The following is a 13,594-nucleotide window of genomic DNA, read 5'->3' on the forward strand; positions in this document are numbered from 1 at the left end:
GCCGGCACGACTGTAGCAAGTTAGATGCCCACATTAAAAACATTTAATTTCAATAACATAAGGGTGATTGTATTTCTAAGTTTTTGCAAAAAAGCCACTTTCTGGCGAATTTGGCTAATTATCTGAACTGAAACCATAACCAGACAATGGCCAGGACAAATAACATAGCGCCAATTTGCTTTGAATAACGCTGCCACAATTGCAGGGCTTTGTCGCCGGCAAAATGCACCAGTAAGGCCAGGCCATAATAACGGGTTGAACGCGAAATACCGACAGCCAGTAAAAACAGCAGGAACGAATAACCGGTTGCACCGGCGGCTAACATGGCTATTTGTAATGGTGTCGGGCTGATGCCAACGGCCAGAATGGCACTGAAGCCGTTGTTTTCAATTTCGCTGCTGAAGCTGTCAAAGGCTTCGGCACCACCAAACAGGCCAACCAGGGTATCGCCCCACTGCTCCATCGCCAATACGCCAAGCCAGTATCCAGCCGCGGCAGCACTAAGGTTGCCGGCCAGCGCCACAGTGGCAATGGTCCAGCGCCGACGCCGCTGACTTAACATCCACGGAATTAAAATCGTTTCAATAGGTATCGGAATTATCAGAGTTTCAGCCATCGACAGGATAAACAGTAGCGGTAAAGCATAGGACGATCTGTCCAGCCGGTCCAGCCAGGTCTCGGCTGACAATTCTTTGCTATTGAGCATAACTTAATGATTCCTCTGCCCGGTTTGCCTGACCATGACGCAACAGTCTCAGATAAGGGCACAGGGCTATATAATTCTGATAAGTGCCGTTACAAATCAAAAATGCAGTCAACTGATGTAGCAATTGACGCTTTACAGCGGTACTGATTTTCTGTTCTGATAACTTATCAGATAATAAAGAATAAAAAAAATGACTAAATTTTTCCGCAGCCTGCACAACTGGCTGGGGCTTATTCTGGTGGTTCAGATCGCGCTTTGGTTTTTAAGTGGCCTTATTATGGCCATCCTGCCAATAGAGCAGGTGCGGGGTGAACATTTACGCCTGGTTATCAGTGCCAACTGGCAGCAGGCTGTTGTCAGCCCGCAGCAGATTTTACAGCAGCACAGTGCCCGGGCCAGCTTTAGCCTGAGCGAGCGGCTAAGCTGGAAAAACAATCAACTGGCAGCCACACCGGTGTATCTGGTTAATGATGGCAGCGAGCTTTATCGCTACAGCGCGGCAACAGGTAATCCGGTTAGTGCCCTGACAGAGCAGGATATTCGGCAACTGGCTCTGGCGCAGTATAACGGGGACGGCACATTACAAGCAGCCAGTTTGCTGCAACAGCTACCACAGGAAGTACAGCAACTACCGGCACCACTATGGCAAATACAATTTGCCGACAGCAACAACAGCCGATTTTACCTTGATCCGGCCACCGGCAAAGTAATCAGGGTACGAACCGACAGCTGGCGCTGGTTCGACTTTTTCTGGATGCTGCATATTATGGATTATCAGGACCGTAGCAATTTCAATAACCCCCTACTTATCACGTTCTCTGCCAGTGCCCTGCTATTTACTTTTAGCGGCATCGTGCTGCTGTGGCGGCGTTTCCGGCCGCGAAAACGCCATACCAATCCTATTACAGCGGGTAATTAATATGCATTTTTCTCAGGTTATGCAGCAGTTTGGTGCAAATAAACCAGATAACATGATAATTGATGTGCCGCAGGCGTGGGGCCAGGGCCGTGCAGTATTTGGCGGTATGGCGGCAGCATTGGCAATGGCGCATCTACTGCCGGTTATTCCTGTTACCATGCCTTTGCGGTCAGTGTCTGTTTCTTTTGTGGCACCGCTAAATGCGGGGCCGGCCTTGGTACAGCGTCGCGTATTGCGCCAGGGTAAATCGGTTATCCAAGCTCAGGTCGAAATTACCCAGGACGACCAGGTAGCACTGGTGCTGCTGGCCAGCTTTGGCGCCGCGCGCCCGTCGGCTCATCAGTTACACGCCAGCACTGCACCGCGGTGGCAAACTGACACTTGCCACACCTTACCTAAACAGGGCCCGGTACCGGAATTTACCACCCATTTTGACTACCGTATTGCCCATGGCCAACTGCCGTTCAGCGCCAGCCCGCTGCGTGAACTCGGTGGTGATATCCGGATGGCCGGCAATGAAAGCAGCCAGGCCGGTATTTTAGAGCTACTGGCGTTAGTTGATGCCTGGCCACCGGTTAGTCTTACCCTGCTAAACCAGCCGGCGCCAGCCAGTTCATTAACCTGGACCATCGAATTTATTGCTCATGATCTGCCGTTTAATAACACCGACTGGTGGCGCTACCTGGCCGAAATCGACTATGGCGCCGATGGTTATCATCATATCGCCGCCAAATTGTGGCAACCCAATGGCAAACTGGCGGCAATCAGCCGCCAGACGGTAACGGTATTTGCGTAAATCATGGGATTAGAAGAAAACGCCGCTAAGCTAGAAAGTGTACTGAATACCAATATTGGCGTAATCAACCTTAGTATCAAAGCTATCAATTTCTGCCAGAATACCAATTTCATCCCGATCAAATTCAACATCTAAACGAGTATATTCAAGACGAAGGGATAAACTTTGAGTAAGTGCAAAAGACACCCCGGCGCCATAAAAAATATCTGAGCCATCAACATCATCACTTGCATCAGTGGCATTAATGTCGGCTTTCCACCATATGTTGCCGCCCTGTGCGTATACCGTAAACCGCTCTGATACCGGCAAACCCGCTTTTAATGCTAAGGTGTAACCATCTAAATCGGTATTAAACACGCTATTACCGTAGTTGCCAAAGTCGATGTAGCCACCTTCAATAGAAAACATCTGGTTTAGCTGCGCTCCGGCAAAAACCCGGCTGGCATTATCCTCCTTATCAAAATCCTCTTCATCACCTTTAACATTCAGCAAGCCATAACCAGCACCAATGTAGATCCCCTGGTGATCAATATTATCTGTTGGCGAATTAGCATAAGCAGAGGTAGCGATAAGAGAAGATGCGGTTAATAAAGCTAAGATAGATTTTTTCATTATAAACTCCGTTAAATCAGCTAATTGCATGAGACCCTGCGGCCTTAAGTCACATAGCGAGTTACAACCTTTGTGCCAAATTAACGAACCAAGTTAAAAAACCTATAAAACAAACACTTAACAAAATCCCACCTTCACTCAGGCTTTTTTTAACTATTTAAAAAAGTGTAAAACCAACATAGAAAAGTGCAGCTCTTACAATTTCACGCTGATTTTTAGCAAGTAAAGACAGCTACAACCGATTGATTTTTAAACAAATAAGTGAACAGAAACTGAATGACTGCCGCTAGCGGCACATTGATACCAAGCGGCTTAATGCTTGTTTACTGATGGGCTTTAATAAACTCTGCTGCACTATGTTGCTGGCCGATACAGGAACAGCATATTCGTTACCGCTGACCACAATAATAATGTTGTCAGGATAGCTCTGTTCAATTCGTCGCACCAGCTGAGCGCCATCGCAATCTGGCAAGCCCAAATCCAGTAAAATCCTGTCAAAGTGCTGAGACAACGCTAATTCCCGCATACAGTGTTCTGCACTGTGCGCTAAGGTGGTTTTAACGCCCAGGCTTTCTAACAAAATCTGCATTAACTCCGCCGCTTCCAGGTCATCCTCAACAACTAAAAAATGTAACGGTGTATCAGCTATATTGTTATTTTCCGCGGTACTCGTACCACCGGCTAAATGTTGGCGTAACATGCGATAAAGCAGATGTTTTGTCACCGGCTTAGCCAAAACGTCATTAAAGCCAATGGCGGTTAACTGCTGCCTGACCCCCTTCGCCATCGCCGCTGTAAGCGCAACAATCGGGTATTGATAACCCATTTTTCGAATCGCGATAGTCGTTTCCCGACCATCAATTCCGGGCATATGTAAATCCATAAAAATAAGATCATAATAACTATTGGCAGTCATTTTTTGCTTAATCATGGCAAGCGCCTCTGCACCGTCTTTAGCATATTCAACGGATGCACCAGCACTTTGTACCCAATATCCCGTCAGCTTTTGCAAATCAGGTAAATCATCAACAATAAGCACCGTACCTTCCAGGGCCAGCTTATTCTGTCGACTGTTACTAAAACTGGCTGGTTGCTCTAAGCTGAGTTGCCGGCGCGGAATATTGGCTATATTGCCAGGATCGATGGAAAAAGTAAAAATACTACCTTTACCAACCTCAGAATCCACCTTAATTTGGCCGCCCATTCGCTGAATAAGTTCTGCTGAGATAGCCAGCCCTAGGCCTGCCCCCCCTTTTTTCCGGGTAAGAAAATCTTCAATTTGGGTAAAGGGTGCAAATATATCGTCTAGTTGTGCAGCAGGAATACCGACCCCGGTATCTGTTATCTGAAATACCAGTTGTTCTCTGTCCTCAACTTGTTCCGTCCAGATGTCTACGGTAATACTGCCGGTATCGGTAAATTTAATTGCATTGTAAATTAAATTGATCAATATCTGCCTCAGACGCGTGCCATCAACAGTAATAAGCTCTGGCAAAGCAGCCATGGATCGAATAGTTAGTTCCAGACCATTATCTGTGGCAGTCACTTTAAGTAACGTATAGATGTCCAATAACAAGTGACGTAAATTGGTGGGCTCAAGCCGCAGTTCCAATTTATCTGCGGTAATTTTCGACAAATCGAGAATGTCATTTAACAAGCTAAGCAAATGTTTGCCATTGTTAAGAATAATATTGAGCTCTGGCCGGGCATCTACGGCACTATCAGATTCAAGTAATAGCTCTGTGTAGCCAAGTATTGACGATAATGGTGTGCGCAATTCGTGACTAAGGTGGGCTAAAAACCGATCTTTTGACCTATTGTCAGCTTCCAGCCTAAGCCGGTTTAAACGCTCCAGCTCGAATTCCCGGCGGCTTAATGCATAGCGAATTGCCCGGGCAAAGCGAGCATCACCCAGTTCACCTTTGACCAGAAAATCTGCAGCACCATATTCCAGCGCTTGTAAATCGAGTTGCTTATCTGGTTGGCCAGTCAGCATTATAATTGGGGTTGAGATTCCAGTATCAATTGCTTGTTTTAATAGCGCTAAGCCAGTTTCTGCACCCAATTGATAATCTAAAAGACAAATATCAAAGTTGCCTTCAGCCAGTTTCTGCAGGCCCTCAGTTAAGTTGGTTACCCAGGTCAATTTGCATTCAAAAGCTGGCAGCTCATCAAGATGACTACGGGTAAGTATATAGTCATCCTCATCGTCTTCCACCAGCAAAATTTTGGCCTGAACAACCATCAGTAACGAGTTAATCATTTTCTGGCACGGGTAACTCTACAAACTCTACCCAGTATTTACCCAGCGCTCGCATCAAATCAACTAAACCATCAAAGTTTACCGGTTTAGTAATATACGATGCAGCCCCTAAGTTATATCCTCGCACCATATCTTCCTCTTGCTTGGATGTGGTAAGGATAACGACAGGAATGCCACGTAAATTCTCATCACTTTTAATGTTTCGCAGGGCTTCCCGGCCGTCCATCCTGGGCATATTCAAATCTAACAGTATTAAACTGGGTCGTGGGCAGGGGGCACCAGTGGCATATTTACCTTCTTTGCGCAGATACTCCATTAAATCAACTCCATCCTCCACAAAATGGAGCGTGTTAAGCACCCGGCTTTCCCGCAATGCGTCCTGGGTGAGTAACCGGTCGTCCTCATCATCGTCGGCCATTAAAATAGTAATTGGTCGCGTTTTACTATGTGGCATTATTCCATCTCCCTCTAATTACCGAACGGTGTGCCGTCGGCTGGCAAAATTAAGGTAAAAGTAGCACCTACGCCAGGTTCTGCTGAGGCGTGAATGCAACCCCGGTGTCTCTCTACAATACGTCTGCATACTGCTAAACCAATGCCGGTTCCTTTATATTCTGTTCGGCCATGCAACCGCTGGAATGGTGTAAATATTTTCTCCGCATACTCCTCTGCAAAGCCAATACCGTTATCGACAACAGTAATCTGATACCAATTGTCACAAACTGACTGTTGCATGACATTAGGCTGGTGAGCAGTGGCGGTAATAGTGATAACAGGCGGGGTATCTGGCTTACGAAACTTCAGTGAATTTGATAACAAATTAAGAAACAGTTGGTTTAGCTGGCTACTATCTGCCTGTACTACCGGTAACTCACCAACATTGATTACGGCCTGACTTTCCTGGATGGCGATTTCAAGGTCGTCCAGGGCATCATTAACAATGTCAGTTAAGTTAATAGCGGTAAATTCCCGGCCGCGGGTATTGATGCGCGAAAAATCTAACAAGTCATTAATTAACCTGGACATTCTTTCTGCAGCATTACGCATGCGGTGTAAGTAATCCTGACCTTTCTCACCAAGTTCTGCGCTAAAAGACGATTTTAAGCGGTCACCAAATGCCTGAATTTTCCGTAAAGGTTCTTGTAAATCATGCGAGGCAACAAAGGCAAAATCTTCTAACTCACGGTTACTCCGGCTAAGTTCCTCTGAATATAAACGTAGTTCCTGAGTACGTTCTTCAACTTTCTGAATCAACTCTTCGTTCTTAGCTTCAAGCGCATCCAGATATTTTCGCTCTCTTTTGCTATTAACAGATGACAGCAGCAGCAACAGCAACACTAATACACTACTAAGCAGCCCTGACAAAATAAAATTAAGCTGAGCATCATTTCGTCCCTGCGTTAACCGAATAAATAAACTTAAATGATAAGCTTGTTCTGCCTGGCGTACCTCTTCAAATAAGGTCCTGAACTGCCTATAAATATTCTTGCCGTGGTCAGTTCGTAATAATCTCAGGGCCATACTTTCTTTATCTTGCCGCGCCAGCTCCACGGTTTCAGCAAGCTCGTTAAGTTTAGCCTCAGCAAGTCGGGCAAGCTGCATAATCTTCAGCTGCTGTTCCGCTAAATCCGATTCAATTGCCTTCACCTCACGGATCTGCGTTTGCACTCTCTCAAGTGCTAAAAGGTAAGGCTCCAGATAAAGCTCATCACTGGTTAATAAATAGCCCCGTTGGCCAGACTCGGCTGAGAGTACCGATAAATGTAAATCGTCTAATTTAACGACAATGTCACCGGCGTTAATCAGTTTTACCTGAGTAGTGGTTAACTCTTTAATAGTGCTAATGGCAAGATAGGCATTAAATCCAATCAAACCCATGATCACTGCACCTAACAGCAACCAACTGGTGCGAGCGCTAATATAACGGTTGCCGGGCATTAAATTGTCCTTATTAAAGTCAGGCTGAGGGGTTAAGTAGATTTTCTAATAACTGACTACAGTCTTGGCATGATTGTAATATTTTATCTATGGCGGCAATGGCTTTGTCTGGCGGCAGGTTATTCTCTAACACTAATTTAATTAGCTCGGCCTGCATAGAAATTCGGTTTAATGGTTTTCGAATATCATGCACTTGCTTAGCTAATTCTGCCGCCGTTAGATCTGCCATTACAATGCTCCTGTCAAAGCTCCCGTCAAAAATCAGCTAAATTCACCTAAACCACCATAAGCGCTCAACCGGTTATACAATGTCTTTACACTAACGCCCAACATGTCAGCTGCCATTGCTTTATTACCACTGACTTTCTTTAAGGTAAGGTAAATCAATTCTTTTTCGACTTCGTCAATCGTTTTTCCTGCTGCTAAACCGGTATGTTCTTTTTGCGCAATTGAAAACGGTGACGCAAACGATGCCGGCAATTCCACTTCTTTTTTCGCAGGATCACTCATAATATGAGCCCGGTGAATAGTGTGGCGCAACTCTCTGACATTCCCCGGCCAATCAAAGCTCGCCAGTCTTTGCAATTGGGTAGACGTCAGTTGATAACTTGTACCGCTGTCTTCATTTAGCTGGTTTAAAAACGCTTTTGCTAACAACGGTATGTCTGCAGCCCGCTCTCTAAGCGGCGGAATTTCAATTGGGAATACCGCCAAACGAAAATAAATGTCTTCACGTAAAATATGTTGTTCAGCAATATTTTGCAGGGTTCTGTTAGTGGCTGACACTACGCGACAATCAACGGCAATTTCTTTGGTGCCGCCCACGCGCACAAGTTTTTTAGTCTCTAACACCCGCAATAAATGCGGTTGCATATCAAGCGGCATTTCGGTTACTTCATCTAAAAATAAAGTGCCGCCTTTCGCCCGTTCAAACACCCCTATTTTCTGAGCAACTGCACCGGTAAATGCGCCTTTCTCATGTCCAAACAGCTCGCTGCTAATCAACTCTTTTGACAAACCACCACAGTTTGTTGCAACTAAATCACCCGATGCCTGGCTTGCATAATGAATGGCAGAGGCTACCAATTCTTTGCCCACACCACTTTCGCCCATTAACATGACGTTTGCACTCGACGCCGCTACGCGCTCGATCATGGTGTACAAAGCTTGCATTGGTTCCGATTCCCCAATCAGACAATTAAAGTGCAAATTAGTCTTAGTAGCGGATGACTTTTTAGCTTTTTGTTTAACCGGATTAAACAGGCGTTCTAAACATTCCCGTTGAATAGGCTTAATTAAGTAATCGACTTTTGGTCCACAGAGTTCGGCAATAACCGACTTAACCGATGGATGGCCAGTGATAAAGGTGACCTTAGGCACTGGAAATAAATGCTGTACTCGGTCCATTAAGTGGATGCCACTGCCGTCTGGAAGCATAAAATCGAGCAATATATGGTCGAAGTGATTGTGCTCTAACCACTCGTTGGCTTCAGCTAAATTGCCAGCGACAGAAACCGTGTGCCCCAAAAAATCTATGATATGGGAAGCAACATCAGTAAATTCGCGATCATCATCTACAAGTAATATCGATAACACGTTTCGAGTCTCTTCGATAAATCAATCAAAAATAGTCTGTTATTCTGCCAGATCAAGTAACCAATAACGGTACCAAACTAAAGCTAAACGCCAATAGTAAGCGTTTCGGCGGTTTAAAAATAGCATTTTATTCATTTTTTATTTGCTTTAGCGGCTTATAATATTACTTAAATTTACAGTAGATCATGTTAATTATTTTGCTGAATAACCACGTGTTAAGTGTTTAATTTTTTCTTTATTTCTCAGGCGCCAACACCGCATTTTCTTGCCATATGGCAGTTGCCAGAATAACCGTAAGCTAAGCCAACTCATTTTTCATTGGCATAAAGTCATGTTAATAAAAGTGCATTTAAGTAGTGCTTTTCAGCCATATTTATCTGCCCCTGTAGCTTTAGTCGCTGATGCTGTGGCAAAGCGGATTATTGTCAGCTATAGATATGCACACATTGTCGCGAATTCACCGCTGCTTGCTGCTGAACGAGGTTGTTATGTACATCCCAAAATGGCTGCTTTCATGTTTTTTGATCGTGTTTTTATTGCTGTTAAGCTGGACCTACAGCCTGGTTATCCAACGTAACCCATTGCCATTCCCCGATCCGGGTTCACGTATTTTCTCTACACCTTCCGCCGAAGCTAAAGCAGCCGTCGTTGCCTTGCTGGCACAACATGGCATTGCTGAGCGCTTCCAGGCAAACAGCGATGGGGTGTTGCGCTCTATCATGTGGGACGGCACCATTGTTAACTACCCCACTGCCGAAGTGCTGCAAAAAGTGGGCAATGCCAGCTCCAGTATTGGCATAGTGGTAACCGATCCGGTGCAAAGCGCAGAAGCCGCAGCGGCATTTTTACGCCAGCGCGGCTTTCAGGCTGATGTGGTGCTGGATGTCGAACCAGGCTTACCCATTGCCTTTGTGGTAACCAATGCGTTAAGCGGTACCGTTCTGAATTTTCGTAAGCATATTATTCATCTGCCCAAACCTGACAGCCTGAGCGACTAACTAAATGGGGTTGTAATGCTTAAGTGTGATTTACATGATTATGTAGAAATTGTTTGCCTTTACCATTACCCGCTGTGTTTGACTCTGGCCTCGGGCGAAGTGCTGCATGGCACCGCGCTCGATACCCGCTATAACGATGCCCGCCAGGAGTGTCTGCTGCTGGAACACGCCGGTGCAGAGCAGTGGGTGGTGCTGGACGATATTGCACAGCTTGAGGTAACAGCGCCAAACCCGCATTTGCAGCAGGTTCGGTTTAAATAAGCAGGCGGTTGGCGAACGGCCAACCAGAATTTTGTTGAGTATTGGGGGCTCTAGAAAAGACGGACACCTGTAGGTAATTTTTATCTGCCCCCGATTTTATAAACAATATAGACTTTTCTTGATGAAACTTTAAAGAGATGATTTAATAACTTTTTGTTAATAAGTCCAATTCAAGGAAGAAACTCAATGTCTTTATCTCATCCCCATGTCAGCCGCGCTGAACTGGAAACTGCTTTCAACAACAACCAATACGATATTTTCATACAAGATGACCGGTAGCAGGACAAGTTGTCCGACGTAGAATTACAGGAGCCTTGAGAAGCCAGCTTTCTAGTATTCTCCGCAGGTTTAACAGTATACCGGTATTACGATGACTATTAACAAACCCAAAGCTGTTTTATACGGCATTGGCATTGCCGCCTTCTGCAGTATGCTGGCGCTGGCCTTGTTTTGGATGCTACAGAGCGACTGGACCAGCCAACGTGATTTATTAATAAGTGGCCAGCAACTTATTGTCATTAGCTATTCGTCAGGCTATATCCCCGGAGTAATTGCCGGCCTGGCGACACTTGCAGTGCTGTTTCTCGCGCTGACATTACTGTTGTTTGCAGGTAGTAAAGGCCAGCAATATAAAAGCGGCGTTATTAAATTCTGCACTGTTGCGATTTTATTAAGCCTGGTAAGTGTATTTGCCGGAAAAATGTTTTTTAGTAACAGCTGGGATACTCAGGCACAGCAGCAAGGATATCAGCCTTGTCCAGGTGGCACCTTATTATCAAACCGCCTGACCTACACGGCCTGGGTGAAAAACAAAACCCTATGTTACAGTCCCGAAGTCAAGCGCGTTATCAGCCGTGGCACTCCTGAGGAAACGCAACAAGTTGAAAGGATGCTACAAATCCAGTTAAAGCGAAAGCAAGACAAGCTGCAATGAAACAGCGGCTAGAAAACTAAATTTTAGAAAGTATACCAGGCGGCTTGCAGTTAGAGCGATTACTGAATTCCAGGGTTTTTAATGCAACAGAATGAAGATACATTAAAAACGTGGCAGTTTGTCATATGGTGGCTGGTCATTTTCGCCCTGACGGCTTTTGGTCTTATCTATTTCTTTTACTACGTATACCAGTTGCTGCAAGGTCTTGTTATCAGCGCTGCTGACATTACCGTCAACAAAGGAGCCTTTTATTGCCTTGGGGGTGCCTTTCTTGGGGGTATTCTCCTTTACTTTGGTGTCAATAAACTACGAGGGAAAGAGGTCTCCAAGGCTCAGAATACCTGGGCCAGCCGTGCTTTTTGGGTGGCACTTGGCTTAACCATATTACTGCCACAACTTATTCATTATCCTACTGCCAGTTACCTGCAAGCGCAGGGTTATAACGAATGTGAGTTGCAATCACGCCAATGGTTACACGACAAGGTAATGGTTTATACCAATACCCCAGAACACTGCATTGAACTGGCACGCGCCGACTGTGCAGAATCTCCAGAGCGACAAAAATGCCGTTTATTGCCGCAGTTTAGCGCAAATGGATTAACAATTGGATCTGACCCTTAAGGTTGATTGGATCTGACCCTTAAGGTTGCGAACGTAATTTAATTAACGACGCCGTCCGCCGCATGCAATTTAGATAACTTATGCGCCCAGTATTAAAAGTAACCATAGTTGCGCTGTTCGAGGCATTGGCAATAGCCTTTGCCTTGTTCTTTTGCTGGCGAGTTCACCAACAATATCACGCGATAGAGCAGTCGGCTTTAGTCGAGATACAAACTGGCACTGCGTTTTTGTTACTACCACTTATCTTGCCAATATTGCATCTGATGAATATTGCTGAGAAACACCTTGTAGCTGGTCACAAACTAGCTAAGTTCCGCAAAATGCAAAGCAGGCTTTTTATCTTTTTTGTATTAATGCTGCCCACGATAGGTTTCGGCATAAACCAGACGGTAATATCGCAGTTAAAGCAGCAGGGGTATCATGCTTGCAGTTTGGTGACACATCAAATTCGCTCTAGCTTTACAACCTACAGTAAGGACACCGCTTTATGTCCAAAATTCTAATCGCTATGCTTTTTACATTGTTGGCTACCACCACACATGCCAGCCAAACTAAGCTGAACCTCAGTTGTCACCTGATCCCGCTGGATTATCCCGGTTTTACCTTGGACGACCTTCGGGATAAGGCCATTTCGCTAACCGCTGCTGATGCTACCTCCAAGCCATTATTCGATGTGCATGGCCATACTTTTATTGTTGGTGTTCACCGCACTGATATTACCGACATACCCTACATTCTGGACTTTTACCTGCAAATACAGCCGCCCGCCCCGGCGGCACCAGTTAGAGCGTACAGTGCATCATTCCTTAGCCCTGGCAGCGGTAAACACCACGCCAGGCTGGAGCTGTTACATTATGCTGATAAAGCAGAGCCCTATCCGTCAGGCCAGCTAGTGTTTGAATGCTGGCAATATGAGTAACTTCGGTGGTTTTTAGCCCAGCAGCAGATTTACTGCGTTTGCACAGGAAACCTGGCAATTATCAGAAACCGTCAATCAGTAGATCCAGGCCAGCTTTAATTTGTTGCCGATACTGCTGCAAAGTTATATCTGTAGTTTTTAAGCGTTTAGTAGAAACAGTTGCAATATCAAGCAAATCGATAAAGTAAGCTTGCTCGTAAATCTGCACCGGAAGGTGAAAAGCGGTCAGCAAAGCCTGTTTGTTTTGCGGCTTAATTACTGCTACCAACAAAGCATCAATCTCATGAAACAGGGTGTTAGTAAGCACTACCACCAGCTGCTGATCGATACGGGCAACGCCAAATTGCTGCAGCACTAGATCTGCCCTAGTCGCTCAGCAAAGGTACCATGCTCTGCAATTTGTTGGTTATAAGTTGCGATGGCATCGGCATTCTGTGCCCGCCATAACTCTGCTTTCGCCTGACTCACTGCATCACGCAATGCCTGTTCCAGAACAACAGAGGGACTGATCTTCAGCGCCTTAGCCTCAGCAAGCAAACTGGCATCAACTGAGGTGTTACAAGCCGCTTTGATATTCTGGCTCATGGTAAGCTCCAACCAGGTTAACTCGATTCACATTGCACAGAAGTATAGCGCAAACCTCTTGCGCATCAAAACTGCGCATAACATCCAGTTCGGCCACAGGAATGGCGTAAATACCTTCAGTCGGTTGAGAACGATTAAGCATTAAACTGCTGCATATGCAGCTTACCCAGTACTTTTCTGCTATCCACCGCCATATTTAACCTTGCGGCAAACTGCCGTAGTTGCTCATCGCTAAAACAAGGCTGGGTAAATTGCTGCAGGTAGTCGCCAATCAGCTCAATAAAAATCACGTTGGCCGGCATACGGGTTTTGAACTCGGCCCGCAGGCTAAAAGCGACGACTGAGTGCACTTGATCGTTGCTGGCAGTGGTTAGTTCCAGCAAATGCTTAACGTCGTACTCAACCACAATAAAGGGCTATCAACGCCCGGATCCGGTTCTTACTGG

The 13,594-nt window shown here is 45.6% G+C and carries 18 protein-coding genes; 8 read left to right on the forward strand and 10 right to left on the reverse strand.

The genetic code is table 11. The annotated features are described in order from the left end of the window. Positions 1-118 precede the first annotated feature (118 nt). Positions 119-706 carry a YqaA family protein gene (locus KQY15_RS08425; RefSeq protein WP_217668742.1) on the reverse strand — a complete coding sequence of 196 codons (588 nt, stop codon included), beginning with the start codon at positions 704-706 and terminating at the stop codon, positions 119-121. A gap of 190 nt (positions 707-896) precedes the next feature. Here KQY15_RS08425 and KQY15_RS08430 point away from each other — a divergent pair, with 190 nt between their 5' ends. Together KQY15_RS08430 and KQY15_RS08435 are read left to right on the forward strand one after the other, a co-directional pair. Next, positions 897-1,625 carry a PepSY domain-containing protein gene (locus KQY15_RS08430; RefSeq protein WP_217668743.1) on the forward strand — a complete coding sequence of 243 codons (729 nt, stop codon included), beginning with the start codon at positions 897-899 and terminating at the stop codon, positions 1,623-1,625. A 1-nt stretch (position 1,626) separates the two neighbouring features. After that, positions 1,627-2,421, forward strand: a complete 795-nt coding sequence (locus KQY15_RS08435; RefSeq protein WP_217668744.1) for an acyl-CoA thioesterase — start codon at positions 1,627-1,629, stop codon at positions 2,419-2,421. A gap of 30 nt (positions 2,422-2,451) precedes the next feature. On the opposite strand, the gene KQY15_RS08440 is transcribed toward KQY15_RS08435, so the two are convergent. From KQY15_RS08440 to KQY15_RS08465, 6 genes are all read right to left on the reverse strand, one after another. Then, positions 2,452-3,033: an outer membrane beta-barrel protein gene (locus KQY15_RS08440; RefSeq protein ID WP_217668745.1), complete on the reverse strand. Its 582-nt coding sequence runs from the start codon at positions 3,031-3,033 to the stop codon at positions 2,452-2,454. 286 nt (positions 3,034-3,319) lie between these two features. Continuing rightward, a complete protein-coding gene (locus KQY15_RS08445) occupies positions 3,320-5,296 on the reverse strand; it encodes a response regulator (RefSeq protein WP_217668746.1) in 1,977 nt (658 codons plus the stop codon). Beyond that, on the reverse strand, positions 5,289-5,750 hold the full coding sequence (locus tag KQY15_RS08450; protein WP_217668747.1) for a response regulator: 462 nt from the start codon (positions 5,748-5,750) through the stop codon (positions 5,289-5,291). The genes KQY15_RS08445 and KQY15_RS08450 overlap by 8 nt, the downstream gene beginning before the upstream one ends. 14 nt (positions 5,751-5,764) lie before the next feature. Then, positions 5,765-7,234 carry a sensor histidine kinase gene (locus KQY15_RS08455; protein ID WP_217668748.1) on the reverse strand — a complete coding sequence of 490 codons (1,470 nt, stop codon included), beginning with the start codon at positions 7,232-7,234 and terminating at the stop codon, positions 5,765-5,767. Positions 7,235-7,253: 19 nt separating this feature from the next. Then, complete coding sequence (locus tag KQY15_RS08460; protein WP_217668749.1) at positions 7,254-7,463, reverse strand: histidine kinase dimerization/phospho-acceptor domain-containing protein; 210 nt, start codon at positions 7,461-7,463, stop codon at positions 7,254-7,256. A gap of 32 nt (positions 7,464-7,495) precedes the next feature. Continuing rightward, positions 7,496-8,830 (reverse strand): sigma-54-dependent transcriptional regulator, encoded by a 1,335-nt coding sequence (locus KQY15_RS08465; protein ID WP_217668750.1) that lies wholly within the window; start codon positions 8,828-8,830, stop codon positions 7,496-7,498. Between the two features lie 488 nt (positions 8,831-9,318). Here KQY15_RS08465 and KQY15_RS08470 point away from each other — a divergent pair, with 488 nt between their 5' ends. The 6 genes from KQY15_RS08470 to KQY15_RS08495 all read left to right on the forward strand — a co-directional run bounded on the left by KQY15_RS08470 (position 9,319) and on the right by KQY15_RS08495 (position 12,563). Continuing rightward, positions 9,319-9,828, forward strand: coding sequence for a hypothetical protein (locus KQY15_RS08470; protein WP_217668751.1), 510 nt, complete (start codon positions 9,319-9,321; stop codon positions 9,826-9,828). A 15-nt stretch (positions 9,829-9,843) separates the two neighbouring features. Continuing rightward, positions 9,844-10,089 (forward strand): Rho-binding antiterminator, encoded by a 246-nt coding sequence (locus KQY15_RS08475; protein WP_217668752.1) that lies wholly within the window; start codon positions 9,844-9,846, stop codon positions 10,087-10,089. A 370-nt stretch (positions 10,090-10,459) separates the two neighbouring features. After that, positions 10,460-11,023, forward strand: coding sequence for a DUF1240 domain-containing protein (locus KQY15_RS08480; RefSeq protein WP_217668753.1), 564 nt, complete (start codon positions 10,460-10,462; stop codon positions 11,021-11,023). Positions 11,024-11,104: 81 nt separating this feature from the next. Beyond that, complete coding sequence (locus KQY15_RS08485; RefSeq protein WP_217668754.1) at positions 11,105-11,644, forward strand: DUF1240 domain-containing protein; 540 nt, start codon at positions 11,105-11,107, stop codon at positions 11,642-11,644. An 80-nt stretch (positions 11,645-11,724) separates the two neighbouring features. After that, positions 11,725-12,147 carry a DUF1240 domain-containing protein gene (locus KQY15_RS08490; protein ID WP_217668755.1) on the forward strand — a complete coding sequence of 141 codons (423 nt, stop codon included), beginning with the start codon at positions 11,725-11,727 and terminating at the stop codon, positions 12,145-12,147. Beyond that, on the forward strand, positions 12,132-12,563 hold the full coding sequence (locus KQY15_RS08495; protein WP_217668756.1) for a hypothetical protein: 432 nt from the start codon (positions 12,132-12,134) through the stop codon (positions 12,561-12,563). The genes KQY15_RS08490 and KQY15_RS08495 overlap by 16 nt, the downstream gene beginning before the upstream one ends. A 61-nt stretch (positions 12,564-12,624) precedes the next feature. On the opposite strand, the gene KQY15_RS08500 is transcribed toward KQY15_RS08495, so the two are convergent. The 3 genes from KQY15_RS08500 to KQY15_RS08510 all read right to left on the reverse strand — a co-directional run bounded on the left by KQY15_RS08500 (position 12,625) and on the right by KQY15_RS08510 (position 13,555). After that, positions 12,625-12,918, reverse strand: a complete 294-nt coding sequence (locus KQY15_RS08500) for a putative type II toxin-antitoxin system PemK/MazF family toxin (protein ID WP_217668757.1) — start codon at positions 12,916-12,918, stop codon at positions 12,625-12,627. After that, positions 12,918-13,148, reverse strand: coding sequence for a type II toxin-antitoxin system CcdA family antitoxin (locus tag KQY15_RS08505; protein ID WP_217668758.1), 231 nt, complete (start codon positions 13,146-13,148; stop codon positions 12,918-12,920). The genes KQY15_RS08500 and KQY15_RS08505 overlap by 1 nt, the downstream gene beginning before the upstream one ends. 134 nt (positions 13,149-13,282) lie before the next feature. Further along, positions 13,283-13,555 carry a hypothetical protein gene (locus KQY15_RS08510; protein WP_217668759.1) on the reverse strand — a complete coding sequence of 91 codons (273 nt, stop codon included), beginning with the start codon at positions 13,553-13,555 and terminating at the stop codon, positions 13,283-13,285. Positions 13,556-13,594 lie beyond the last annotated feature (39 nt).

It is taken from the genome of Arsukibacterium indicum, from assembly GCF_019100565.1.
Lineage (GTDB): Bacteria > Pseudomonadota > Gammaproteobacteria > Enterobacterales > Alteromonadaceae > Alishewanella > Alishewanella indicum.

What these genes read in the sequence shown, in the direction of transcription:
- KQY15_RS08425 (WP_217668742.1), bottom strand. Translation starts at nt 706, where the DNA reads ATGCTCAATAGCAAAGAATTGTCAGCCGAGACCTGGCTGGACCGGCTG.
- KQY15_RS08430 (WP_217668743.1), top strand. Translation starts at nt 897, where the DNA reads ATGACTAAATTTTTCCGCAGCCTGCACAACTGGCTGGGGCTTATTCTG.
- KQY15_RS08435 (WP_217668744.1), top strand. Translation starts at nt 1,627, where the DNA reads ATGCATTTTTCTCAGGTTATGCAGCAGTTTGGTGCAAATAAACCAGAT.
- KQY15_RS08440 (WP_217668745.1), bottom strand. Translation starts at nt 3,033, where the DNA reads ATGAAAAAATCTATCTTAGCTTTATTAACCGCATCTTCTCTTATCGCT.
- KQY15_RS08445 (WP_217668746.1), bottom strand. Translation starts at nt 5,296, where the DNA reads ATGATTAACTCGTTACTGATGGTTGTTCAGGCCAAAATTTTGCTGGTG.
- KQY15_RS08450 (WP_217668747.1), bottom strand. Translation starts at nt 5,750, where the DNA reads ATGCCACATAGTAAAACGCGACCAATTACTATTTTAATGGCCGACGAT.
- KQY15_RS08455 (WP_217668748.1), bottom strand. Translation starts at nt 7,234, where the DNA reads ATGCCCGGCAACCGTTATATTAGCGCTCGCACCAGTTGGTTGCTGTTA.
- KQY15_RS08460 (WP_217668749.1), bottom strand. Translation starts at nt 7,463, where the DNA reads ATGGCAGATCTAACGGCGGCAGAATTAGCTAAGCAAGTGCATGATATT.
- KQY15_RS08470 (WP_217668751.1), top strand. Translation starts at nt 9,319, where the DNA reads ATGTACATCCCAAAATGGCTGCTTTCATGTTTTTTGATCGTGTTTTTA.
- KQY15_RS08475 (WP_217668752.1), top strand. Translation starts at nt 9,844, where the DNA reads ATGCTTAAGTGTGATTTACATGATTATGTAGAAATTGTTTGCCTTTAC.
- KQY15_RS08480 (WP_217668753.1), top strand. Translation starts at nt 10,460, where the DNA reads ATGACTATTAACAAACCCAAAGCTGTTTTATACGGCATTGGCATTGCC.
- KQY15_RS08485 (WP_217668754.1), top strand. Translation starts at nt 11,105, where the DNA reads ATGCAACAGAATGAAGATACATTAAAAACGTGGCAGTTTGTCATATGG.
- KQY15_RS08490 (WP_217668755.1), top strand. Translation starts at nt 11,725, where the DNA reads ATGCGCCCAGTATTAAAAGTAACCATAGTTGCGCTGTTCGAGGCATTG.
- KQY15_RS08495 (WP_217668756.1), top strand. Translation starts at nt 12,132, where the DNA reads ATGTCCAAAATTCTAATCGCTATGCTTTTTACATTGTTGGCTACCACC.
- KQY15_RS08505 (WP_217668758.1), bottom strand. Translation starts at nt 13,148, where the DNA reads ATGAGCCAGAATATCAAAGCGGCTTGTAACACCTCAGTTGATGCCAGT.